Annotated in this window: 27 protein-coding genes; 10 read left to right on the top strand and 17 right to left on the bottom strand. The window is 71.5% G+C overall.

Features of this window, described 5'->3' with window-relative positions; translation table 11 throughout:
• The 3 genes from ACFVJX_RS19460 to ACFVJX_RS19450 all read right to left on the bottom strand — a co-directional run bounded on the left by ACFVJX_RS19460 (position 1) and on the right by ACFVJX_RS19450 (position 2,903).
• Entirely contained in the window at positions 1 to 1,056 is a 1,056-nt protein-coding gene (locus ACFVJX_RS19460) for a phosphotransferase (protein ID WP_384132228.1), read from the bottom strand.
• A gap of 124 nt (positions 1,057 to 1,180) precedes the next feature.
• Entirely contained in the window at positions 1,181 to 1,900 is a 720-nt protein-coding gene (locus tag ACFVJX_RS19455) for an HAD family hydrolase (RefSeq protein ID WP_384132230.1), read from the bottom strand.
• Between the two features lie 130 nt (positions 1,901 to 2,030).
• On the bottom strand, positions 2,031 to 2,903 hold the full coding sequence (locus ACFVJX_RS19450) for a GntR family transcriptional regulator (protein ID WP_384132233.1): 873 nt from the start codon (positions 2,901 to 2,903) through the stop codon (positions 2,031 to 2,033).
• A 230-nt stretch (positions 2,904 to 3,133) separates the two neighbouring features.
• Between ACFVJX_RS19450 and ACFVJX_RS19445 the strand changes: the two genes are divergently transcribed.
• Complete coding sequence (locus ACFVJX_RS19445; RefSeq protein ID WP_384132236.1) at positions 3,134 to 3,304, top strand: hypothetical protein; 171 nt, start codon at positions 3,134 to 3,136, stop codon at positions 3,302 to 3,304.
• Positions 3,305 to 3,320: 16 nt separating this feature from the next.
• On the opposite strand, the gene ACFVJX_RS19440 is transcribed toward ACFVJX_RS19445, so the two are convergent.
• The 3 genes from ACFVJX_RS19440 to ACFVJX_RS19430 all read right to left on the bottom strand — a co-directional run bounded on the left by ACFVJX_RS19440 (position 3,321) and on the right by ACFVJX_RS19430 (position 6,348).
• On the bottom strand, positions 3,321 to 4,574 hold the full coding sequence (locus tag ACFVJX_RS19440) for a GNAT family N-acetyltransferase (protein ID WP_384132239.1): 1,254 nt from the start codon (positions 4,572 to 4,574) through the stop codon (positions 3,321 to 3,323).
• 117 nt (positions 4,575 to 4,691) lie between these two features.
• Positions 4,692 to 5,678, bottom strand: coding sequence for an asparaginase (locus ACFVJX_RS19435; RefSeq protein ID WP_384132242.1), 987 nt, complete (start codon positions 5,676 to 5,678; stop codon positions 4,692 to 4,694).
• A 46-nt stretch (positions 5,679 to 5,724) separates the two neighbouring features.
• On the bottom strand, positions 5,725 to 6,348 hold the full coding sequence (locus tag ACFVJX_RS19430; protein ID WP_384132245.1) for an ABC transporter substrate-binding protein: 624 nt from the start codon (positions 6,346 to 6,348) through the stop codon (positions 5,725 to 5,727).
• 117 nt (positions 6,349 to 6,465) lie between these two features.
• Here ACFVJX_RS19430 and dtd point away from each other — a divergent pair, with 117 nt between their 5' ends.
• On the top strand, positions 6,466 to 6,915 hold the full coding sequence (gene dtd / locus ACFVJX_RS19425) for a D-aminoacyl-tRNA deacylase (protein ID WP_384132248.1): 450 nt from the start codon (positions 6,466 to 6,468) through the stop codon (positions 6,913 to 6,915).
• A 90-nt stretch (positions 6,916 to 7,005) separates the two neighbouring features.
• Here dtd and ACFVJX_RS19420 read toward each other — a convergent pair whose 3' ends face one another.
• The 3 genes from ACFVJX_RS19420 to ACFVJX_RS19410 are packed head-to-tail and all read right to left on the bottom strand — an operon-like array spanning position 7,006 to position 9,066.
• Positions 7,006 to 7,971, bottom strand: coding sequence for a YgfZ/GcvT domain-containing protein (locus tag ACFVJX_RS19420; protein ID WP_384132250.1), 966 nt, complete (start codon positions 7,969 to 7,971; stop codon positions 7,006 to 7,008).
• Between the two features lie 21 nt (positions 7,972 to 7,992).
• Positions 7,993 to 8,454 (bottom strand): Fur family transcriptional regulator, encoded by a 462-nt coding sequence (locus ACFVJX_RS19415; RefSeq protein WP_384132253.1) that lies wholly within the window; start codon positions 8,452 to 8,454, stop codon positions 7,993 to 7,995.
• 39 nt (positions 8,455 to 8,493) lie between these two features.
• Positions 8,494 to 9,066 carry an FABP family protein gene (locus tag ACFVJX_RS19410; RefSeq protein WP_384132256.1) on the bottom strand — a complete coding sequence of 191 codons (573 nt, stop codon included), beginning with the start codon at positions 9,064 to 9,066 and terminating at the stop codon, positions 8,494 to 8,496.
• 345 nt (positions 9,067 to 9,411) lie between these two features.
• Between ACFVJX_RS19410 and ACFVJX_RS19405 the strand changes: the two genes are divergently transcribed.
• The gene (locus ACFVJX_RS19405) at positions 9,412 to 9,774 is read left to right on the top strand and encodes a DsrE family protein (RefSeq protein ID WP_384132259.1); all 363 of its coding nucleotides are present in this window, start codon (positions 9,412 to 9,414) and stop codon (positions 9,772 to 9,774) included.
• Between the two features lie 105 nt (positions 9,775 to 9,879).
• Here ACFVJX_RS19405 and ACFVJX_RS19400 read toward each other — a convergent pair whose 3' ends face one another.
• From ACFVJX_RS19400 to ACFVJX_RS19365, 8 genes are all read right to left on the bottom strand, one after another.
• Positions 9,880 to 10,236 carry a DUF3099 domain-containing protein gene (locus ACFVJX_RS19400; RefSeq protein WP_384132261.1) on the bottom strand — a complete coding sequence of 119 codons (357 nt, stop codon included), beginning with the start codon at positions 10,234 to 10,236 and terminating at the stop codon, positions 9,880 to 9,882.
• A 254-nt stretch (positions 10,237 to 10,490) separates the two neighbouring features.
• A complete protein-coding gene (locus tag ACFVJX_RS19395; protein WP_384132264.1) occupies positions 10,491 to 10,781 on the bottom strand; it encodes a DUF1416 domain-containing protein in 291 nt (96 codons plus the stop codon).
• A 50-nt stretch (positions 10,782 to 10,831) separates the two neighbouring features.
• Complete coding sequence (locus tag ACFVJX_RS19390) at positions 10,832 to 11,677, bottom strand: sulfurtransferase (protein ID WP_384132267.1); 846 nt, start codon at positions 11,675 to 11,677, stop codon at positions 10,832 to 10,834.
• Positions 11,678 to 11,830: 153 nt separating this feature from the next.
• On the bottom strand, positions 11,831 to 11,938 hold the full coding sequence (locus ACFVJX_RS19385) for a putative leader peptide (RefSeq protein WP_353962123.1): 108 nt from the start codon (positions 11,936 to 11,938) through the stop codon (positions 11,831 to 11,833).
• 238 nt (positions 11,939 to 12,176) lie between these two features.
• Entirely contained in the window at positions 12,177 to 12,866 is a 690-nt protein-coding gene (locus tag ACFVJX_RS19380; RefSeq protein ID WP_384132271.1) for a DUF2993 domain-containing protein, read from the bottom strand.
• Between the two features lie 183 nt (positions 12,867 to 13,049).
• Positions 13,050 to 14,549: a hypothetical protein gene (locus ACFVJX_RS19375; RefSeq protein WP_384132273.1), complete on the bottom strand. Its 1,500-nt coding sequence runs from the start codon at positions 14,547 to 14,549 to the stop codon at positions 13,050 to 13,052.
• A gap of 10 nt (positions 14,550 to 14,559) precedes the next feature.
• A complete protein-coding gene (locus ACFVJX_RS19370) occupies positions 14,560 to 14,814 on the bottom strand; it encodes a MoaD/ThiS family protein (protein ID WP_384132276.1) in 255 nt (84 codons plus the stop codon).
• Positions 14,815 to 14,878: 64 nt separating this feature from the next.
• Entirely contained in the window at positions 14,879 to 15,775 is an 897-nt protein-coding gene (locus ACFVJX_RS19365) for an alpha/beta hydrolase family protein (RefSeq protein ID WP_384132279.1), read from the bottom strand.
• 302 nt (positions 15,776 to 16,077) lie between these two features.
• Here ACFVJX_RS19365 and ACFVJX_RS19360 point away from each other — a divergent pair, with 302 nt between their 5' ends.
• From ACFVJX_RS19360 to ACFVJX_RS19330, 7 genes are all read left to right on the top strand, one after another.
• Positions 16,078 to 16,881 (top strand): response regulator transcription factor, encoded by an 804-nt coding sequence (locus tag ACFVJX_RS19360; protein WP_384132282.1) that lies wholly within the window; start codon positions 16,078 to 16,080, stop codon positions 16,879 to 16,881.
• Between the two features lie 24 nt (positions 16,882 to 16,905).
• Positions 16,906 to 17,952, top strand: a complete 1,047-nt coding sequence (locus tag ACFVJX_RS19355) for a LacI family DNA-binding transcriptional regulator (RefSeq protein WP_123524618.1) — start codon at positions 16,906 to 16,908, stop codon at positions 17,950 to 17,952.
• Positions 17,953 to 18,145: 193 nt separating this feature from the next.
• A complete protein-coding gene (locus tag ACFVJX_RS19350; protein ID WP_384132286.1) occupies positions 18,146 to 18,853 on the top strand; it encodes a DUF4232 domain-containing protein in 708 nt (235 codons plus the stop codon).
• A gap of 169 nt (positions 18,854 to 19,022) precedes the next feature.
• Positions 19,023 to 20,195, top strand: coding sequence for a S1C family serine protease (locus tag ACFVJX_RS19345; protein WP_384132289.1), 1,173 nt, complete (start codon positions 19,023 to 19,025; stop codon positions 20,193 to 20,195).
• Between the two features lie 10 nt (positions 20,196 to 20,205).
• Positions 20,206 to 20,406 carry a hypothetical protein gene (locus tag ACFVJX_RS19340; RefSeq protein ID WP_384132292.1) on the top strand — a complete coding sequence of 67 codons (201 nt, stop codon included), beginning with the start codon at positions 20,206 to 20,208 and terminating at the stop codon, positions 20,404 to 20,406.
• A gap of 54 nt (positions 20,407 to 20,460) precedes the next feature.
• Complete coding sequence (locus tag ACFVJX_RS19335; protein WP_384132294.1) at positions 20,461 to 21,192, top strand: response regulator transcription factor; 732 nt, start codon at positions 20,461 to 20,463, stop codon at positions 21,190 to 21,192.
• On the top strand, positions 21,189 to 22,616 hold the full coding sequence (locus tag ACFVJX_RS19330) for a sensor histidine kinase (RefSeq protein ID WP_384132297.1): 1,428 nt from the start codon (positions 21,189 to 21,191) through the stop codon (positions 22,614 to 22,616). Before ACFVJX_RS19335 ends, ACFVJX_RS19330 begins: the two co-directional genes overlap by 4 nt.
• The last annotated feature ends 34 nt before the right edge of the window (positions 22,617 to 22,650 follow it).

Here is a 22,650-nt window from a genome sequence, read left to right as displayed (position 1 = left end):
TCAGGATGCCGCAGCGGCCGGCGGCTGGGCGCGGAGCCACCGGAGGTAGGCGGCGGCGACCTCGCGCACGACCGGCTCCCGCGTCAGCCCGAGGGTCCGGTGCGCCGCACCCAGCGCCGCCCTGATCCGCCACGCCACTCGGGGCAGTTGGCGGAGGTTCGGCTCACCGTCCGGCCCGCGCAGCACGAGCGCGGCCCGGATCACGTCCGTATACACCGACTGCGCCCGCTTGTACGCCATCAGCACCTCCAGATCGGTGTCCCAGCCTTTGACGCACTCGGGACGCCGCTCCTCGACCGCCCGCTGCCAGAGCCGGCCGACCCTGCCCGCCTCCCTGTCCGAGTACCGCATCAGGTGCAGATGCGTGGCGAGGTCGTAGAGCGGGTCACCGATCATGGCCAGCTCCCAGTCGATGGTCCACAGGTCCCCCGGGGCGTCGATGATGAAGTTGCGCCGGTGCAGATCGCCGTGGACGAGGGCGAAGGCGCGGGGGGTCAGCGACTCGGCCTGCCGCGCGAGCCCGTCCAGGGCCCCTTCCCGCACTCCGAGATCGTCGAACAGGGAACGGTAGGGGGCGCCGTGCTCCCGGTACACCCGCTGCTCGGTGAAGTGCAGCAGCCGGTTGAGGAACCCGCGGGAGTCCCCGTCGTGGGGACGGTCCGCGCCGTCACAGAGCCGCTGGGCGTCGATGGCGCGCACGTCGAAGGAGGTGAGTTCGGCGAAGAGGGTCCCGAGTTGCGTCCGGTGCCTCGCCGACAGGGCCTTGCTGGGCAGTACGCCCTGGCCGAGCGTGCGGCCCTCGATGAAGCCCTGCAGCAGCACGCCTCCGTCGATCTCGATGATCTCGGGAACGCGGGTCACCCGGCCGCGCAGCGTACGGAGCAGCTCCTCCTCCGACGCGAAGCACCGCCGGTCGAACCAGAGCAGACCCTTGCGGGGCTCCCGGAGCTTGACTCGGGTGCGGCTGCCGGGTGGCGCGACGACGTACGTCTCGTGGTGGTGACCCTTGAGCGGGCCCTCGATCGAAGGGTCGGCGGCGGACAGCCCGGCCTCCATGTATCGGTGCCTTCGGTGGTACGGAGTGCTGAGGGAAAGTTACTCGCGCCGTCGGGGGCGCGGGCACTTTTCACAGTGAAGTCATCCGCCCGTACCAAAGGTGGCGGACGGCCCCGGGCCTCGTTCAGCGCTGCTCGGCGGCAGCGCCCTGCACCACCTCCACCAGCGAGCGCAGCCGCCGCACGACCACGGCCCGCCCGGAGCCCAGTTGGCCCCTCTTGTGATCGTTCTTGGCATATCCGATGAAGGGCACTCCGAGCGCCCGGGCCGCCAGCAGGTCGGCCGGTGAATCCCCGATCATCAGCGCGTCGGCGGCAGCCGATCCGGTCGATTCCAGTGCGCGGCCCAGGCAGTGCGGATCCGGTTTCAGCAGCCGGGGATCGGGCGCCCGGCCATGTATGTGCCTGCCAAAGCAGTCCGCCGTGCCCTGTCTGCCGAGGTAGCGCGCCACCGCGTCGGCCGAGTTGTTGGTCGTCACCGCCAGCCCGTATCCCTCCTCGTGCAGCAGCCGTATCAACTGGTCCGCGTCCGGTGTGGGATCGGCGCTTCCCGCCGCCCTGACCTCCTCGTCCGTGAGCCGGCGCTCGAGCCTGGCGACCAGCGCGCGGCCCGCACCGGCGTCGGCGACCGCCTTCAGCATGGCCAGCGGGTCGCGCCCGCCCTCGTGCGCGCGCACCAGAGCGGGATCGCCCCCGTGCGCCGCCAGCTCACCGGCCAGCACTCCCGCGATCAGGACGGACGTGTGGTCGGAGAAGAGATCGCAAACGGGTCCGTCGAAGTCGAAGAACACGCATTTCGCGGACGCGAAGAGGGCCTGCAACTCCCTCGGGTGCGGGTGGGTCACATCGCTCCGTCCGTCGGGAGTTCGGCAGTCGCCGGAGAATTCCACCCTCCATACTGCCTTCGGGCGGGGCGGACCACAGAGGCCCGGGACCGTCAATCGCCTTACGTGTCAAGACAATTGGGGCAGAGCGTCAGGCATCCAGATCCACCGGGGTCGCGATGGTGTTCCACAGGCTCTCGAACCACTCCGCGGACTCCGTCACGAAGAGCCGGTCCCGCACCCCGGCGGAACTCTCGAAACGGAAGAGCGTCGAGCGGCTGCCCAGGACGTCGAAGAGCCGTGTCGGAACGCCCTCGATCGGCTCCTCGCGCTCCTCCACCGTGTAGTACGCGAACAACGCCTCCGAGCCGTTCAGCACGTACAGCTTCACGGGAGGGGTGAACGGAAGCGCCCTCATGATCACCTCGGTGCCCAGCTCGCTGGTGCTGCGCAGTGATTCGAGGTTCTGCCGCAGCACCTGCCCCTGGAGGTTGCGCAGTTTCAGCCAGCGCTCGTGCACCGACTCGTCCCCGTCCAGGAGTTCGGCGCGCCGGGGAAAGGCCAGCGCGATGTCACGGGCGGGCAGCAGCACCCGCACCTTCACCGAACGCGGCTTGAGCTCACCCGCCCTGATGCGCGTCAGGGACTCGGAGAGCGCGGGGACGAACGACTCCGCCGTCAGACAGAGCGCGTCGATGCGCACCTCGTCGTTCTCGAAGGCGCGCAGCACCCGGTGCCCGAGCACCGCCGCCGTCTGCTGGGGCACCTCGGTGTCCGGCAGGCTCGCGACCCTGGGCGGCGCCCCGCGGGTGATCGCGGTCAGCAGACCGTCCCCCTGGAGCCGTTGCAGCGCCAGCCGGACGACGCCCCGGTCGACGCCGAACTCCCCTGCCAGCACCGCCTGGGTGGGCAGTGGGTCACCGGGCTTGAGCTCGCCGGTGCGGATACGCGCCCGCAGCGCCTCGGCCAGGTGCTCGGGCGAGGGCTTGCGGTCGCCGTTCATCGCTGTGCGCTCAGGAGTCACAACAGAACGCTACAACTTCTCACCATTCTACGGGAGTTGTTGAAGAGTTGTTTATGAGATGGCACCAACTGGGAACAACTCAGGTAGTTGGTCGCAACCTTGTACGGATACGACCCCCGTACCAGCACTCGCACTTCCCGCTCGCCCGTCCACCGTCGTACGGGTGTTGCTCGCGCATCGGCAGATTTCCCGAGCGTCCTCGCTCCCCCACCTCCTGAGGAGGGACCGCCATGCCCTGGACCACCCTTGCCTTCGAACAAGTCGTCCAATGGAAGTTCGGCCTGGCGGGCGGAGTGAGCGCGTCACTCATGGCCGCCGGCTACAAGCTGGGCAACACCAAGTGCATGATCATCGGCTGCACCGGCCTCGCGCTGATCCTCGGCTCCGGTGGCCACCACTGAGGCCCCGGCCGCCCCCTCAGAACACGTCCGGGCACCAGGCCCGCCGCCCCGCCCGGAACACCACGTCCGCCCGGGCCGCCGCGCCCGGGGTCAACTCCTCGACCCGGTCCAGGGCGGCCAGCCGCAGGGCCGACTCGTCACCGAGGTACAGGGTCCCCAACTCGCGTACGTCCATGGCCAGATCGGCCGAACGTGTCGTCGGGGCGCAGGTGGCGCCGGCCGGCGAGGCGTCCAGGTGGAAGCGGCCGGTGGTGAGGCCCGTGGCGTCGTGGATGTCCAGGACCAGCGAGCCCGGGACCGCGTAGGTGCGGGCCTCCAGGGCGCGTACGACATCCAGGACGCGCAGCCACATGAAGTCCGCGTGCGTCACCACCCGGGCCGCGCGCGGGTCCGGGAGGAGGAGGGGGAGCAGGTCGTCGGGGGCGCGGTTGCCGGTGCGGACGGTGGTGACCCAGTCGACCGAGCAGAGGAAGCGCCACAGCGCCCGTTCCGCCGCCGGGGTCGTCGCGATCATGCTGTGCACCGTCGCCCGGTTCAGGGGCTGCTTGGTGTCGCCCCAGTGGTCGTCGGCCCGGTAGACGAGGAGGCCGTCGACGGTGCCGTCGGCAGCGCGGTGGACGGCGTAGAACGGCTCCGTCCAGTGGTCGTGCGCGAACAGGGACCGGCCCGTCGCCAGGTCCCACCAGCGGTCGTTGCGGCTCACCACGCCGTGCTGCCGGGCCCGCAGCCGGTCGTGGAGCGCCGGGCCCAGCTTGCGCACCTCCGGCGCGTCCACCAGGTCGATCCGGCCGCCGTCCTCGGCCGCCGTCCCGGACAGCCGGGGGTCGAGGCCCGCCCGGGGGACGTCGATCTCCCACTCCGTGGTCCAGGCCGCGGGGCCGAACCCGTACCGCCCGTAGATCGGGTACTCGGCGGCGATCAGCGTGGCCGCCACATCGCCGCGCTCCCTGGCCGCCGCCAGGTCCCCGGCCATCAGCCGGGTGAGCAGCCCGCGGCGGCGATGCGTGGGCGACACCGTGACGTTGGTGACCGCGTCCGCCGGCACCGTCGCCCCGCCGACCACCGTCAGCTCCTGCGCGAACGAACGGAACGTCGCCACGCACCGCCCGGCGTCGAACACCCCCTGGGTGCGGTTCAGATCCACCAGGGGCAACCGTCCCGCCACCTCGTCGTCCGACGGGGTCGGCGCGCGCAGGAAGCCGGTGTTCAAGGCGCGCAGCCAGTCGGCGAACTCGGACTCGGTGACGGTACGGGCCTCAAGGCTGTTCATGCGCTCCACGCTAGACACGGCGGGTCGGGGATGTCGCCCGCATTTCCCGCAGGCGGGGAGGGGAGTGGCAGCCGACCGTCGGCCGGAGAGAGAACGGGGGGGCTTGCCCCGCGCGGGTCAGAACGCCGCGCGGATCTCCCCCACCTCCGCGCCGCCACCCAGCAGCGGCGCCCTGCCGATCCGCGACACCACCGGTGCGTCGACGCCGAGCAGGCCGAGCACTCGGGCCAGGACCGGGCCGAGCGCCCTGGTCGCACCGTCGTCGATCTTGAAGGCCAGCGCCCTGCCGTCCGCGAGCGCCACCGCCTGGACCGCCTCCGCACCCATCTTGGAGAGCGTCCCGGGCACCTCGCTCATCAGCCAGGTGTCCGGGCGGCGGGTCCCCGCCACGTACTCGGGGTGTGCGCGCATCGCGTCCGCCACCCGGCGCTCCGCCGTGCCCGGCGCCGCCGTGACGAACGTACGGAACGCCCGCGCGAGACCCACCAGCGAGAGGGCCATCAGCGGCGCTCCGCAGCCGTCGGTACCGACGGCTGCGACCGGTTCGCCCGCCGCCTCCTCGACCACCTGCTGAACCAGTCGCTGGAGCGGGTGCGCCGGGTCGAGATAGCCGGCCGGGTCCCAGCCGTTGAGCCCGCACACCGCGAGCATCGCCGTGTGCTTGCCCGAGCAGTTCATCGTGATCCGCTCCCGGACGTGGCCCGCGGCGAGATACGTCTCCGCCTCGACCGGGTCGAGCGGAAGGTCCGGCGGGGTCTGCAGATCGTCGGGAGACAGCCCGTGCTCCGAGAGCATCCTGCGTACGAGATCGAGGTGGAAGCCCTCGCCCGAGTGGCTCGCGGCGGCCAGCGCCAGCCGCTCCCCGGACAGGTCGAGCCCGGCCCGCAGCACGGCAGCCGCCTGCATCGGCTTGTTCGAGGACCGCGGGAAGACCGGCGCCGCCGGATCGCCCAGGGCCAGTTCGACACTGCCGTCGGCGGCCAGGACGACCAGCGACCCCCGATGGTGGCCCTCGACGAAACCGGACCGTACGACCTCGGCCAGCACGGGCGGGGCGGCGGGCACCGGATCGGATATGGCGGACGGGGCTGCGCTGGAGGTCATGGTGGCCTTCCGGGGACGGGCGGGACCCGCCCCCGGAAGGTTTGCCTCAGGCGAGCAGGTCGTCTACTTGTGCTTCCCCGTCACGGTACCTGCAGGCGATCTCCGCACTGCAGTCGTCCGCCGTGCGCTGGAGCCGGTGACGGCGCCGGGAGACCTGCTGCTCGTAGCGGACCAGGCGCCCCATCGCCGTGTGCAGCTCTTCGTCCGTACGGGCGTCGAGGTCGGAGAGTTCGACCTCGGCGAGCGTCTCGGCCGCCAGCTGCCGGTACTCGTCGCTGCGCGGGGTGCTCAGCGTGACGTGCCGGGCGGAGGAGCGGTGCAGCGACGGGGTGTCGGCGAGGATCTCCGAGAGCCGGTCCACCACCGGTGACTCGGGGTCCCGCCGCCGGGCCAGCTCGGCCCGCAGAATGTCGATGCGCCCCTGCACAAGCCGCCGCACATAGCTGAGATCGGCCTCGTCGCTCTGCGAGTCGCGGCGCAGTGCGCGCAGCTCCGGCAGGCGCAGGGCGCCCAGTTCGGGCAGGGGCGCGGCAGGACCGTCGTCCGCGCCGTGTCCGGTCCGCTGCACGGGTGGGCGCATGGTGCTCGTGCTCGTACCCGCACTGCTGTTGACGCCGGCACGCGTGACCGGCACGGTGCCCGGGGAATGCCCGGTTCCATGGGTGCTCATGCTTGTGTCCATCCCCTCGACCGGTGCGTCGGCGCACCGCCTCCCGAGCATGGTGCCACTCCGAGGGTGCCGGTGGAGGTGCTCTGTACCCGTTCAGCCCAAGATAGGTTGGTCTGTATGCGTGCAGTGATACAGAGGGTGGACGGTGCGAGCGTCACGGTGGCCGACGCCGGAGGCGAGGGCGGCCGAGCCGCCGTGGTCGGCGAAATCATCGGCGAGGGCCTGTGTGTGCTGGTGGGAGTCACCCACGGGGACACCTCGGAGAAGGCGGCGCAGCTCGCCCGCAAGCTCTGGTCGGTCCGCATCCTGGAGGGCGAGAAGTCCTGCTCCGATGTGAATGCACCGCTTCTGGTGATTTCGCAGTTCACTCTCTACGGGGACGCCCGCAAGGGCCGCCGGCCCACCTGGAACGCCGCCGCGCCCGGGGAGATCGCGGAGCCGCTGGTCGACGAGGTCGTCGCCCAGCTGCGGGCGCTGGGGGCGCAGGTGGAGACGGGCCGGTTCGGCGCGGACATGCGCGTCTCGCTCACGAACCACGGCCCGTTCACCGTCATCGTCGAGGTCTGACCCGGGGGTCGGGGGGCCGGGTTCCGGACCGGACGCCCAGGCCTGATCCGGGCCTGGGCCCTCGCCCAGGCCCGGCCCGGGCCCGAGCCCTCAGGGCTCGACGACCGTCTCCTGGGCCGCCGCCGTGTCCCCCGCCATCAGCTCCGCGTCCACCGCCACGTTCCGCTTCACCAGCGCCAGGGCGATCGGCCCCAGCTCGTGGTGGCGGGCCGAACTGGTGATGAAGCCCAGCTGACGGCCCTCGGCCCCGTCGGCGGCGAGCCGGACCGGTGTGCCGTGACCGGGCAGCAGCACCTCGCTGCCGTCCAGGTGCAGGAAGACCAGGCGCCGGGGCGGCTTGCCCAGGTTCTGCACCCGGGCCACGGTCTCCTGGCCCCGGTAGCAGCCCTTCTGGAGGTGCACGGCCGTGCCGATCCAGCCCAGCTCGTGCGGAATGGTGCGGTGGTCGGTCTCGAAACCGAGGCGGGGACGGTGCCCCTCGACGCGCAGCGCCTCGTAGGCCAGCACCCCGACGGCCGGGCCGTTCTCCGCCGCGTACGCCTCCAGGCCGGCGCGCGGCAGGAACAGGTCGCGGCCGTACGGCGTCTCCCGTACGGCGACGCCCTCCGGCACTCCGGCGATGGAACCGGCCGGCAGGTACACGACGGCGAAGTCCTCGGTGCGGTCGGCGACTTCGACCCGGTAGAAGAACTTCATCGACTCCAGATAGGCGATCAGCTCGCCCTGGGTGTCCGGCTCGACGTGCATCCACACGGTCTCGCCGTCGTCCACGAGGTACAGGGCGTGCTCGATGTGCCCGTTCGCGGTGAGGATCAGGGATTCGGTGGCCTGTCCCGGCGCGAGGTCGCTGACGTGCTGGGTGATCAGGAGGTGCAGCCACGCCAGCCGGTCGCTCCCGGTGACGGTGACGACGCCGCGGTGCGAGAGGTCGACGAGGCCGGAACCGTCGGCGAGGGCACGCTGCTCGCGGAACAGGTCACCGTAGTGCGCGGCGACGCCTTCGTCGCGGCCCTCGGCGGGGACGGCGCCGGGCAGGGACAGCAGGGGGCTCTTCATGCGACCAGCGTACGACTCGGCCTAGGCCTCGGGCCCGGGAGCCGGGTCGGCGGCGGTCGCGGACGCCTTCGCGGCGCAGTCGGCGCAGCGGCCGAAGATCGCGAAGTGCTTCATGTCCGTCTCGAAGCCGAAGGTGCCGCGCAGCTTCTCGGTGAATTCGGCGACGACACCGACATCGGCCTCGATGACGTTCGTGCAGTCCCGGCAGACCAGATGGATGTGGTGGTGGCGGTCGGCCAGGTGGTACGTCGGGGCCCCGTGCCCCAGATGGGCGTGGCTGACCAGCTCGAGCTCCTCCAGGAGCTCCAGCGTCCGGTAGACGGTCGAGATGTTCACACCGGACGCGGTCCGGCGCACCTCGGAGAGGATGTCGTCGGGCGTCGCGTGTTCCAGCGTGTCGACGGCTTCCAGGACAAGCTGCCGCTGCGGCGTCAGCCGGTAGCCGCGCTGCCGAAGATCGGTCTTCCAGTCGGTGCTCACCACAGGCCCCAGTGTAGGTCCGGGTCCGCCGCCGGAGCCCGCCTACTTGAAGAACGCGATCCCGTCGTCCGGCAGGTCGCCGAGGCTCTTCGCCATCGCCTCGACCTCTTCGGGGGTGACGACCTTCTTCAGGTGCGCCGACATGTACGGCCGCAGCTCCACATCGGGCGTGGACTTCTCGCCGACCCACATCAGGTCGCTGTTCACATAGCCGTAGAGCCGCTTGCCACCGTTGTACGGGCCGGAGGCCGCCGTCCGGGCCACCGCGTCGGTGACCAGGTCGATCTGCGGCTTCTGGTGGGCCAGCTCGCCGTACCAGATCTCGATGACGCCCTGGTCGCGGACCATCACGACCTCGACCTTGCGGTCCTTGTCGATGCGCCAGTACCCGGACTCGGACTCCAGCGGCCGGACCTTCTCGCCCTCGGCGTCGAGCACCCAGGAGCGCGAGACGTACTCCAGGAAGTCCCGGCCGTCGTGGCTGAAGGAGACCTCCTGGCCGAAGTTGCACTTCTCGGCTCCGGGGAAGTCGGACACACCCGCGCCCGCCCAGTTTCCCAGGAGGAAGGCCAGCGGGACGAGGTCCGGGTGGAGGTCGGACGGAATCTCGATCATGAGCGGCTCAGACGATCTGTGAGGCGGGGGGACGGGGGAAGCGAGGGGCGCGGAAGGTCAGCGCTGGCCCTGGTAGAGCTTCTTCACGGTCACGCCGGCGAAGGCGAGGGTGCCGACACAGACCAGGACCAGCAGGGTGGTGAAGAATGCCTCAAGCACGGGAGCTCCTTGAACGAGCGGTATGGCAGCAGTACGGGCCGGGCCCCAGCCTAATGGGTGGAGCCCCGGCCCGCCGGTCCGGGGTTTGCCGCGGAGCGGGTCGGCCCGGCGGGCGGTTCCGCGGGATCACCGTCCGGTGGAAGAGGGCCGGGGCGTCCCCCGGCGGCGAGGATTACAGTTCGGAACATGCCGAAGAAGCTCGTGATCAAGGTGACCGCAGGCGCCGATTCCGCCGAGCGCTGCTCGCAGGCGTTCACGGTGGCGGCGGTGGCCGTCGCCAGTGGGGTGGAGGTCTCGCTCTGGCTGACCGGGGAATCCGCCTGGTTCGCCCTGCCGGGGCGGGCCGCCGAGTTCGAACTGCCGCATTCGGCGCCGCTGCCGGATCTGATCGAGTCGGTCCAGGCTGGCGGCCGGATCACTCTCTGCACCCAGTGCGCGGCCCGTCGCGACATCACCGAGCAGGACGTCCTGGAGGGCGTACGGATCGCCGGGGCCCAGGTCTTCGTCAGCGAGATCATGGCCGACGGCGTCCAGGCACTCGTCTACTGACGTCTGCCGACGTCTACTGACCCTGCCGGCGTCTACTGATGTCAGTCGGCGACGTCTACTGACGCGCCCGGTCCCGTCCGCCGGCCGGACCGGGCCGCTCGCTCGTCACGGCCGGCGCTTCCTGCCGTCGAGCTCCTCCCACCACTCGTCGGACTCGGGATCGCCCGTCGGTCCGTCCTTGCCGGACCGGGACCGGGACCGGGTCCGGGGAGGGGCGCGGGGCGGTGTCCGCGGCGGGGCCTGGGGTCTGGCCGGCGGCGGGGCGGGGTCGTCCCACCAGCGGTCCTCCGGCCCTTTCCGGTTGGCGACTATCGCCGCCACGGGCGGGATCACCATCGCGAGCACGCACATCGCGATGGCTGCCGGAACCGACCAGAGCCTCACGAAGGCCCAGGCCGAGACGAAGAGGACGAGGCATACGCCCATCATCAGGAAGTAGGCGCGCCGGCGTCGGCGGTACATGCATCCAGCGTAGGCCCGATCGAGCCGTCCGGCCGGTCCTGGGCCGCACCGCCCTTCCGTCCCGTCCGGCCGGTCCCGGGCCGTACCGCTTCCCGTCCCGCCGAGCCCCGGGCCGTACCGCTTCCCGTCCGGGCAGGACGAAGGGCCGTACCGCTTCCCGTCCGGACGGCGCGAAGGGCCGTACCCCGGTTCAGAAGGCGTCCAACCCCCTGGGATACGGCCCTTCGCGCCGTCGTCGGCGGAGCAGGTGGCAGCTACTGGACGGCGATGGCCACCTCGGAGAGGCCACCCGTCTGTGCCACGACCGTGCGGTCGGCGCTGCCGCCGGGGACGAGGGCGCGCAGCGTCCAGGTGCCCTCGGCCGCGTAGAAGCGGAACTGTCCGGTCGCCGAGGTCGGGACCTCGGCGGTGAACTCACCGGTCGAGTCCAGCAGACGCACGTAGCCGGTGACGGGCTCGCCGTCACGGGTCACGCTGCCCTGGATGGTGGTCTCACCGGGCTTGATCGTCGAAGCGTCGGGGCCGCCGGCCTTTGCTCCACACATGGTGTTCTGTCCTTCTGGTCGGGGGTCGTGCTGGTCCAGGTGGTGCGGAGCTACTTGTTGGCGCCCAGCTCGATCGGCACGCCCACGAGGGAGCCGTACTCGGTCCACGAGCCGTCGTAGTTCTTGACGTTCTCCTGGCCGAGCAGCTGGTGCAGCACGAACCAGGTGAGCGCGGAGCGCTCACCGATGCGGCAGTAGGCGATGGTGTCCTTCGCCAGGTCGACCTGCTCGTCCTCGTAGAGGGCCTTGAGCTCGTCGTCCGACTTGAAGGTGCCGTCGTCGTTGGCGTTCTTCGACCACGGGATGTTGCGGGCGCTCGGCACGTGGCCGGGGCGCTGCGACTGCTCCTGCGGGAGGTGGGCCGGGGCGAGCAGCTTGCCGCTGAACTCGTCGGGCGAGCGCACGTCGACCAGGTTCTGGTTGCCGATCGCCTGCACGACGTCGTCGCGGTAGGCGCGGATCGACTCGTCCTGCGGCTTGGCCTTGTACTGGGTGGCCGGGCGGGACGGGATCTGGTCGCCGTCGACCAGGTCGCGGGAGTCGAGCTCCCACTTCTTGCGGCCGCCGTCGAGCAGGCGGACGTCCTGGTGGCCGTAGAGCTTGAAGTACCAGAACGCGTAGGACGCGAACCAGTTGTTGTTGCCGCCGTACAGGACGACCGTCGTGTCGTTGCCGATGCCCTTGCCGGACAGCAGCTCCTCGAATCCGGCCTGGTCGATGAAGTCGCGGCGGACCGGGTCCTGGAGATCCTTGGTCCAGTCGATCCGGATCGCGTTCTTGATGTGGTTCTTCTCGTACGCGGAGGTGTCCTCGTCGACCTCGACGATGGCAACCTTCGGGTCGTCGATGTGGGCCTCGACCCAGTCGGCGTCTACCAGGACGTCACTGCGGCTCATTCTGTTCTCCTCCGGGGCAGTCTGCGGCGAGATGATGCGAGATGGTGCGGGATGCGGGTGCGGGGCGCGAGGTTCGGCGCGTGCACAGAGGCATCGGGATGGCCCCGACGAACGGTCGAAGGGCCGGGAATGCGGGAAATCGACGCTTCCCGCTCAGACAGTGCGACAGAGCATGGCGGCGACGCGGCACAGGTCCACTGCCCGCCGCTTCGTGAGATCCGCCCGTCCCCGCTGTGGGAGACCGCTAATAGAGCACTGCATGGGACCGATCGTAGGGACGTACGGGCGGACATGTCACCGCCGTGTCGCATACTGAGACGCGATCGTCCAGCATTCGGGATTCGATGCGGACCCGGCCCGCGTCCGGCGCCGCCGCCGGGGCGTGGCGCCCGTCGGTCATCTACGGAACGGACTCGACCGTCTCAGTATGTGGCGCGGGGGACGGAAAGCGCGGGCGCCGTGCCGTGCGTGACGAGCCACTACCCGTTCGGAACGGGAGTTATCCGGCGAGCGAGACCTCGGTACCGGTCACCGAGATCTCCAGGCCCGCGGCGGTCGGCTGGATCTTCTGCAGCTTCAGGCCGTTCGGCAGTCCGCCGATCTCGCGGTCGAAGTCGGTCTTCTCACGCACCAGCTTCTCCAGGCCGGGGATTCCCTCGCCGGGCACCTTGTCGGCGTGCACCCGGACCGTGTGGCCGTCGACCAGGGTGACGGTGGACAGGACGCTGCGCGTGACCGTGCGGCCCAGGATGTCGACCGAGCCGGTCACCTTCACCTTGCCGTTGCCGCCGTACTCGACGGCGATGTCCTCGCTGGCCGCCTTGGTGAGGTCCGCGTAGGAGACGAGCGCCGTGCCGGTCGCCCGCTCGGCGGTGGCGCCGGAGAAGCCGTTGGTGAGCCGCACCTGGTGCAGTTCGGCGTTCATCCTGCTGATCCGGAGCTTGCGTCCGCCCGCGCTGGTCTCGATCCCGGAGATCTTCACGTCGATCTCGTCGAGCTCCGATCCGGCGACCTGGGTCAGGAACGGGAAGCCCTTGATGGAGACGTCCGTCGAACCGATGTCCGCGCCGGAGACCTTCACCCGGTCCGCGGCCTGTGACTCGGCGAAATACACCGCAGCCCGATCGACGGCGATGAACACGCCGGCCAGAACCACCACGATGACCAGCAGTATTCGTAGTGCACGCATGCCTGTCCTCCCCCACCACGTCCGTTCGGACCCCTGGCGCCCGTGAGCCTACCCGCGGCCGCACGTCGCCCCCCGGGTGATCGACGAGCGGAAGCCCCCCATCGGTTCCCGGTGGGGGGCTTCGTCCTGCTGTGACCCGCGGGGCGGGAGGTGCGAGGGAGGCGGCGACGGCGGTGCGACGGGTTACGAGATCGCGCGGCCGATCAGATACACGGCAGGGGCGGCCGCGGTGAGCGGCAGCGCCACTCCGGCCGTCATGTGCACGAAGCGGGACGGGTAGTCGTAGCTCGCCACCCGCAGCCCGATCAGCGCACAGACACCGGCCGCGAGACCGAGCAGCGCGCCCTTCGCGCCCAGATCGGTCACGGCACCCGCAACGGCACCGGCGCCCGCGGCGACGATCAGCGCCGCGACGACCGAGACCGGTCCGGGCAGCGGCAGCGCCCGTGCGAGCACCGCGAGGGCGACGGCGACTCCGCCGACCGTCACCGCGTCCGGGACCGCCGCGAGGTGGCCTGCGGCCAGAACCGCGAGCGCGGCCGAGGCGACGGTGGCCATCAGCCCCTGCATCCGCTCGTCGGCGCCCGCCCGGCTGCGCAGCTGGAGGACGACGGTGAGCAGCACCCAGACGCCGAGCGTGCCGAGGATCGCGGCCGGACCGTTCTCCCGGCCCGTGGCCAGCAGCACCACATCGGCGACGAGGCCACCGGCGAACGCGAGCGCGATGCCCTGCCGGGCCGGCCACATGCCGTTCAGCCGGAACCACCCGGCCGCGGTCACGGCCTGGAGCAGCACCAGCGGGACCACGAGGGCGTAGGACCCGATGGCCGCCCCGAGCGCGAGCAGCAGCCCGAGCCCGGCGGTGATCGCGGCGGGCTGCATCCCGGGCGCGATGATCGGCGAACGGCCCTCGGCGCGGGCGCGCTGGGCGTCGGTGATCCGGCTGTTGCCCAGGGTGGTGGGCGCGCTGTACCCGCTGTCGTCCTGAACGGCCTCCGCGGAAGCGCCCGCAGCGGCGGGCCCGGCGGGAGCCGACGGCGCCTCGGGGGGCAGTGGGTACGCACCGGAGGCGCCCTGCGGCGGCAGCTGCGGGGACGGGTAGGCGGTGCCGGCGGCCGGCTGCGCGGGTTCGGCGGGCTGCGCGGCGTGCGCGGCGTGCGCGGCCTGCACCGGCTGCCTCCGCTGGATGGTGGGCTGGTACTGGGTGTCCCAGGTCTGGCCCTCCCAGGTCTGCGCGACGACCTGCTCCCCGGCCGGCCAGTCGCCCCCGGACTGCGGCTGCACAGCGTGGTGGGTCGGCTGGGGTTGCTGGGGCTCGTACGACTGCTGGGGCTCGTACGGCTGCTGAGGCTCGTACGACCGCTGGGGCTCGTACGACTGCTGGGCGGGCTGGTACGGCTGCTGGGCCGCCTGCCGCGGGTCGTACGCGGCCTGCGGCTGCTGCTGGGCGTACGGGGCCGGGTCGCCCGCGTACGGCGTCTGCTGCCCGTAGGACGGTTCGCCGTACCGCGAGCCCTCGTGGTCCTGCTGCCGGGAGGCGGGATCGGGCCGGCTCCGGTCCGCGTGGGCCTGGTCCCCGTAAGCCTGCTGCTGCCCGTACGGCTGCTGCGGCTGCGGCTCCTGCCTGTACGGCTGCTGCTGCGGCTCCTGGCCGTACGGCTGCTGCTGATCGCTGCTGCTCATGTTCTGCGGTTCACCCTCCTGCGAACGGCGGGAGCACCTCGACCGTGCCGCCCTCGGCAAGGCGTACGGTCTCATGGCTCCGGGTCCCGACGGGGTCACCGTCGATGAGGAACGAGCACCTCTGAAGCACTCGGGCCAGCTCACCGGGGTGCTGCTCGCGCACCGCGTCGAGCGCGTCCTTGAGCGTCGCAGCCGTGTACGGCTCCTCCGCCGTCCCGGCAGCGGCCTTGGCTGCCGCCCAGTAGCGGATCGTTACCGCTGGCATTCGCGGCGCTCCTCTCGTCCCTCGTCGGCTCACACACATCGGCTGTCCATCATCGTTCACCGCGTCACCGGCCCGTCGCCCAGTCGGCGATGCGGGCGAGCAGGGGGGCGTCCGCCGCGTTCTCCGCGTGCCCCATGCCGCGCTCCAGCCACAGCTCGGCGGCGCCGTCCGCCGCCTCGGCCAGCATCCGCGGGTGGTCGAGCGGGAAGTACGGGTCGCGGTCGCCGTGCACGATCAGCAGCGGCGCCGGGGCGATCGACGGAACCGCCGCGACCGGGGAGAGCGGGACCGGGTTCCAGTCGTTGCGGTCGATCCTGGTCCGGAAGCCGTACCGCCCGACGAGCCGGCCGGTGGGGCGGGTGACCACCCAGTGCAGACGACGCATCGGGGCCGTCCCCCGGTAGTACCAACGCGCCGGAGCGCTCACGGACACCACCGCGTCCGCGTGCGCCTCCTTGTGCGCTTCTGTGCGCCCCTCGCGCGCCGGTACGGGTCCGGTGCCCCGGCCCTCCGTCGCGGGATCCGTATACAGCGCCCCGTGCCGGAGCACCACGGAACCCCCCATCGAGAACCCGACCGTAACGACGCGCCGGTGCCCGAGCGACCGCGCCCAGGCCACCGCGGCCGCCAGGTCCAGCACCTCGCGGTCCCCCACCGTGGACCGCCCGCCGGAGCCACCGTGCCCCCGGAAGGAGAACGTGATCACCGCCGCACGCTGGGAGAACACCTCCACGGCGCGCCGCACCGCCGGGCGGTCCGCCGAACCGGTGAAACCGTGCGCGACGACGATCGCCGTACCGGCGTCGCCGCCTTCCGCGCCGGCACCGTCATCTGCCGTACACGGGTCGTACACCGCCTCGATCAGGACCCCGTCATCGGCCCGCAATGCGGTCCGGAGCGGCGCGCGCGTGATCAAGGGAACAGAGGAACTCGGAAATCGCCCCTCGGACACAGAACTCATGTGGGCTATTCTGCTGGGAAGAGGATCCGGGCAATGCAGCCCCCGGGTCCTTTTGTGCTTTCCGCACGTTGTTACGACGACGTTTCGACAAGCTCAGCAGCCCTGGGCGCGGGGCCGCACCGGTAAAACCCGTATGACGAAACGTCGTACGGAACAACACCAATAAGCGTACGAAGCAGTGCCGCATACTCCCCCGGGCCCCGCCCGGGAGTGCCCCTCTCGCAGGGAACGAGGAGGACCGACGTAATGGGCGAGCCAACCGTGCACGATCATCGACCGACGACCCAGGCAGGTGGACGGCGATGAGTTCACTGCTGCTCCTGACGAACGCCCTCCAACCGTCGACGGAGGTGCTCCCCGCCCTCGGCCTCCTGCTGCACAGCGTGCGGGTGGCGCCTGCCGAAGGCCCCGCTCTCGTCGACACCCCCGGTGCCGATGTCATCCTCATCGACGGACGGCGCGACCTGCCCCAGGTGCGCTCCCTCTGTCAGCTGCTGCGGTCCACAGGACCCGGCTGTCCGCTGATCCTCGTCGTCACGGAGGGCGGCCTCGCGGCCGTCACCGCGGACTGGGGGATCGACGACGTGCTGCTGGACACGGCGGGTCCCGCCGAGGTCGAGGCGCGGCTGCGACTGGCCACCGGCCGGCAGCAGATCACCTCCGACGACTCCCCGATGGAGATCCGCAACGGCGATCTGTCGGTCGACGAGGCGACGTACAGCGCCAAGCTCAAGGGCCGGGTCCTGGACCTGACCTTCAAGGAATTCGAACTCCTCAAATATCTGGCGCAGCACCCGGGCCGGGTCTTCACCCGCGCCCAGCTGCTCCAGGAGGTCTGGGGCTACGACTACTTCGGCGGCACTCGGACGGTCGACGTACACGTCCGGCGGCTGCGCGCCAAGCTCGGCCCCGAGCACGAGTCGCTCATCGGCACCGTCCGCAACGTGGGCTACCGCTTCGTCGCGCCGGAGAAGGTCGAGCGGGCCGCCGCCGAGGAGGCCAAGGCCGCCGCAGCGAAGGCCGCGGCCGAAACCCTCACCCGTTCGGAGCAGCCGAAGGTTGCCGAGGTGGCGGAAGAAGCCCCGGTCCGGCCTGCCAAGAGGTAGGTATATCCGCGTAGACTGCCGCGCGTGGCCAAGGTGACGCGGGACGATGTGGCGAGACTGGCGGGGACGTCGACCGCAGTGGTCAGTTACGTCATCAACAACGGACCCAGGCCGGTCGCCCCGGCCACGCGCGAGCGGGTGCTCGCCGCGATCAAGGAGCTGGGCTACCGGCCCGACCGGGTCGCGCAGGCGATGGCGTCCCGGCGGACCGATCTCATAGGGATGATCGTGCCGGACGCGCGGCAGCCGTTCTTCGCGGAGATGGCGCACGCGGTCGAACAGGCCGCGGCCGAACGCGGAAAAATGGTGCTCGTCGGCAACTCGGACTACCGGGACGAGCGCGAGGTCCACTACCTGCGGGCCTTCCTCGGCATGCGGGTCTCCGGGCTGATCCTGGTGAGCCAGGGCCCCAGCGAGCGGGCCGCGGCCGAGATTGAGGCGTGGGACGCCCGTGTCGTGCTGCTGCACGAGCGGCCCGAGGCGATCGACGACGTCGCTGTCGTCACCGATGACGTCGGCGGCGCCCAGCTCGCCACCCGTCACCTGCTGGAGCACGGCAACGAGTACGTGGCGTGCCTCGGCGGCGTGGAGTCGACCCCGGCGGTCGGCGACCCGGTGGCCGACCACGTCGAGGGCTGGCGCCGGGCAATGCACGAGTCGGGGCGCTCGACCGAGGGCCGGCTCTTCCAGGCCCCGTACAACCGTTACGACGCCTACCGGGTGGCGCTGGAGCTCCTCGCGGGCCCGGACAGGCCCCCGGCCATCTTCTGCGCGACGGACGACCAGGCGATCGGCGTACTGCGGGCAGCGCGCGAGCTGCGGATCGATGTGCCGGGTGAGCTCGCGGTGGCGGGCTTCGACGACGTGAAGGAAGCCGGGCTGACCGACCCACCGCTCACGACGGTCTTCTCGGACCGCCCGGCCATGGCGCGAGCCGCCGTGGACCTGGTGCTCGATGACTCGCTCCGGGTGTCGGGCTCGCGACGGGAGCGGCTGAAGCAGTTCCCCTCGGCGCTCGTGGTGCGGCGCTCCTGCGGCTGCGGGGAGCCCCCGGCGGCCCGGCGCGGCTGAGAAAGCCCAGGTGGCGGGCGCGGTCTGGCCCGCTACCTCCGCTTTCACGTAACGGGGCCTCTACCCGTATGTCACAGCGGCGTCTTGATCCAACTCCGGCCGCAACGCCTCGCCGGAAGATAGATGTCCTATGAAGCAACAACGTCCGCCCAGCCGGAACGGGCGTTCCCCCCACTGCTTCTCAGGAGTCACGATGCGCGTCAAGAAGATCTCCGCTCTCGCCCTGGTCGTCGCCGCCGGCCTCTCGCTGACCGCGTGCGGCGGCAGCGACGGATCGAGCGCATCCGCCGACACCAGCACGTCCACCTCGGCGAGCGGCTCCAGCGGCGGCCAGGACGCCGGCTCCGGCGACGCGGGCAACTCCACCGGGGAGCAGAGCTCGGCCTCGGCCGCGGGATCGTCCTCGTCCAAGTCCGGCGCCGCCTCCACCGGCTCCGGCAAGGGCAGCGGCCTCAGCGCCAAGAGCGGGACCCCGAACTCGGCCGCGATGTGCCGGACCGACGATCTCGCCCTCAGCACCGCCGCCGCGGGCGTCAAGAACGAGCTGGTCGTCAACCTGAAGAACACCGGCTCCGGCAAGTGCAGCATGCACGGCTTCCCGGGTGTCCAGCTCGTGGGCCCCGACGGCCTCGGCGACACCGGTCCCGACGCCGCCCGCACCGACTCCAAGGCGTCCACCGTCACCATCGGGACCGGCGAGGAGACCCAGTTCCTGCTGCGCTACATCCCGGCCACCGACGGCTCCGGCAAGACCTACACCCGGCTCTCCGTCACCCCGCCCAACGAGAAGATCTCGGCCATCGCGAACCTCGACGACCTGACGATCACCGTCCCGGCATCCGCCGGCTCCCCCGACGTCTTCGTCGACCCGATCGGCTACCACACCGGCACCGGCAAGTAAGCGGGCCCCGAGCCGCTTCCGGCACCGGGCCGGGGGCCGCGCCCCCACGAGTGACGGGGCTGGGGGCCGCGCCCCCACTAGGGGCCCTTATATCGGGCATACGCGGTTCTGCCGGGCTTCTCAGGGCGTACTCACGTTGCTCTCATCTTGACTGGACATGCTCTTACACATGACAGAGAGCCAGCGCCCGAGCGGCGAGTACCCGATGTACCCCTCGTACGGCAACGGCGACGCGGCCTACCCGCCGCCGCCGTCATACCAGCCCGCGCAGCCGGTCGGCGCGGGCCACGGAACCACCGTGTGGCCCGGCCCCGGCACCACCGACGGGTACACCGGCGGCGAGGGCCACGGCGGCGGTGACGGGCACCAGGGTCCCGGACTGCCGCAGCCGGCCCCCGAGCCGCCCGCGTCCCGGCGCCGGGTCCGCCGCCCCGTCGCGCTCCTCGCGGCGGTGGCCATCGCGGCGGCCATCGTCGGCGGCGGCACGGCCACGGTGATCGGGCAGCTCACCGACCAGGGCACCGCCGGCACCGGCAGCAGCGTCATCCCCGGCACGACCGTCTCGCAGAGCAGCAAGGGCACCGTCTCCGGTGTGGCCGCCGCCCTGTCGCCGACGATCGTCGAGATCAGCGCGACCTCGACCGCGGGCGACTCCACCGGTTCCGGCGTGGTCATCACGTCCGACGGCGAGATCGTCACCAACAACCACGTCGTCGCGGGCGCCTCATCGGTCAAGGTGACGCTCAGCACCGGCAAGACGTACACGGCCGATGTGGTCGGCACCGACCCCGACAAGGACCTCGCCCTGATCAAGCTCCAGGGCGCGAGCGGGCTGAAGACGGCCACGCTCGGCGACTCCTCCAAGGTCGCCGTCGGCGACGAGGTCGTCGCGATCGGCTCGCCCGAGGGCCTGACCGGCACCGTCACCAGCGGCATCGTGTCCGCGCTCGACCGGGACGTCACGGTCGCCAAGGAAGACGGCGACAGCCAGAGCCAGGGCCAGGGACAGAGCCAGGGGCAGGGGCAGGGGCAGGGGAGCCAGGGCGGCGGGGAGCAGTGGCCGTTCGAGTTCGGCGGTCAGCAGTTCAACGGCGACACCGGCGAGTCCACCACCACGTACAAGGCCCTCCAGACCGACGCCTCGCTCAACCCGGGTAACTCCGGCGGCGCCCTGATCAACATGAACGGCGAGATCATCGGCATCAACTCCGCGATGTACTCGGCCAGTTCGGCCAGCAGCTCCAACAGCTCCAGCGCGGGCAGCGTCGGCCTCGGCTTCGCCATCCCGGTGAACACCCTCAAGGCCGACCTCGACACCCTGCGGGCCGGCAACAGCTCCTGAGGAGACACCCATGCACCACCCGGACGACAGCCCCGCGGGACCCGCGGGGCTGGCCCTGCCGCTCGCGCTCGTAGCGTTCCTCACCGAGCGCTCCGCGGACCAGGACACCGAGCAGAACACCGGCGGGCAGCCGCGCGCCACGGAGCTCCGCACCGGCGGCAACCGCGGACGCCGTGCCGCGCGACGCCGCGCCACGGCCGTGCGAGGCTGAGGGCGGGAGCACCGCTCCCTCCCCCGCACGGAACGAGAAGAGGACGAAGCAGCGATGAGCCCCGCCGAAGACGATCCGCAGCGCATCCTGATCGTCGACGACGAGCCCGCCGTACGCGAGGCCCTGCAACGCAGCCTCGCGTTCGAGGGATACGGCACCGAGGTCGCCGTCGACGGTCTCGACGCCCTCACCAAGGCGGAGTCGTACGCCCCCGACCTCATCGTCCTCGACATCCAGATGCCGCGGATGGACGGACTGACCGCCGCCCGCCGCATCCGTTCCACCGGCAGCACCACGCCGATCCTGATGCTCACCGCCCGCGACACCGTCGGCGACCGCGTCACCGGACTCGACGCGGGCGCCGACGACTACCTGGTCAAGCCCTTCGAACTGGACGAGCTGTTCGCCCGCATCCGCGCCCTGCTCCGCCGCAGCTCGTACGCGGCCGCGGCGGGCGGCCCCGTCCCCGACGACAACGTGCTCTCGTTCGCCGACCTGAAGATGGACCTCGCCACCCGCGAGGTCACCCGCGGCAACCGGCGCGTGGAACTGACCCGCACCGAGTTCACCCTGCTGGAGATGTTCCTCGCGCACCCGCGCCAGGTGCTGACCCGCGAGCAGATCCTCAAGGCGGTATGGGGCTTCGACTTCGAACCGAGCTCCAACTCCCTGGACGTGTACGTGATGTACCTGCGCCGCAAGACCGAGGCGGGCGGCGAACCGCGCCTGGTCCACACGGTCCGGGGCGTGGGGTACGCGCTGCGGTCCGGGGGTGGGGACGGATGACGGGACCCCTGCAACGCATCCGCGCCCTGCCGCTCCGGTCCCGGCTGGCACTGCTGGTCGCGACCGCGGTGGCGGTGGCGGTGGCGGCCGTTGCCGCGGCGTGCTGGTTCGTCACGCGGGCGCAGCTGGAGAACCAGCTCGACTCGACGTTGCGCGCCTCCAAGGTCGACAACGAATACCTGTCCAACCTCTACCGGTACTGCAACGGCACCGGCAAGTTGCAGCCCCGGCCCTACACGGGCCTCACCGTCCAGCTCATCGACGACGCAGGGACGGTGTGCATCGCCCCCGACTCGTCCGAGCTCCCCGTGACCTCGGCCGACCTCGCGGTGGTCGACAACGAGCGGCCCGGCGCACCGCACTCGGTGACCGCTGCCGACGGCGTGAAGATGCGCGTCGTCACCTACCCGGTGACGGCGTCACGCGGGCCCGGCCAGGCGGTCACCAACCTCGGCGTCTCCATCGCCCGCCCCCTGAGCGAAATCGACAAGCCCCTCTCCACCCTGGCCTGGGTCCTCGTCCTCGTCTCGGGCATCGGCGTCATCGGCGCGGGCGCCGCCGGCCTCTGGGTCGCCCGCTCCGGCCTGCGTCCCGTCGACGAACTGACCGAGGCCGTCGAACACGTCGCCCGCACCGAGGACCTCACCGTCCGCATCCCGGTCGACGGCGAGGACGAGATCGCGCGCCTCTCGCGCTCCTTCAACTCGATGACGGCCTCGCTCGCCACCTCCCGGGACCGCCAGGCCCAGCTGATCGCGGACGCCGGCCACGAGCTGCGCACCCCGCTGACATCCCTGCGCACCAACGTGGAGCTCCTCGTCCGCAGCGACGAGACGGGCAGGGCGATCCCGCCGGACGACCGCAAGGCGCTGATGTCCTCGGTCAAGGCCCAGATGACCGAGCTGGCCGCGCTCATCGGCGACCTCCAGGAGCTGGCGCGCCCGGACGCCGCCCAGCCCGGACCGCTCCAGGTGGTCGCCCTGCACGACATCACCCGTACCGCCCTGCAACGGGCCCGGCTGCGCGGCCCGGAGCTGACCATCACGGCGGAGCTGGCCCCCTGGTACGTACGCGCCGAACCGGCGGCCCTGGAGCGGGCGGTCGTCAACGTCCTGGACAACGCGGTGAAGTTCAGCCCGGCCGGCGGCACGATCGACGTGGTCCTGCACCGGGGCGAGCTGACGGTCCGCGACCACGGCCCCGGCATCCCCGCCGACGAACTCCCCCACGTCTTCGAACGCTTCTGGCGCTCCCCGTCCGCCCGTCAGCTCCCCGGCTCCGGCCTGGGCCTGTCGATCGTCGCGCGTACGGTCCAGCAGGCCGGCGGCACGATCGATCTGCGCCCCGCACCGGGTGGCGGCACCGAGGCATCGATCAGCCTGCCGGGCGCGCCGCAGCCGCCGCCTGACCCGCCGCAGGGCTGAGCGAGCGGGGAGGGGTGGGAGGGGCGGGCCGGGG

This window comes from Streptomyces sp. NPDC127177 (genome assembly GCF_042672475.1).
Lineage (GTDB): Bacteria > Actinomycetota > Actinomycetes > Streptomycetales > Streptomycetaceae > Streptomyces.
Note: the sequence above shows the minus strand (reverse complement) of the source record. Positions and strands in the feature narration are given on the sequence as shown.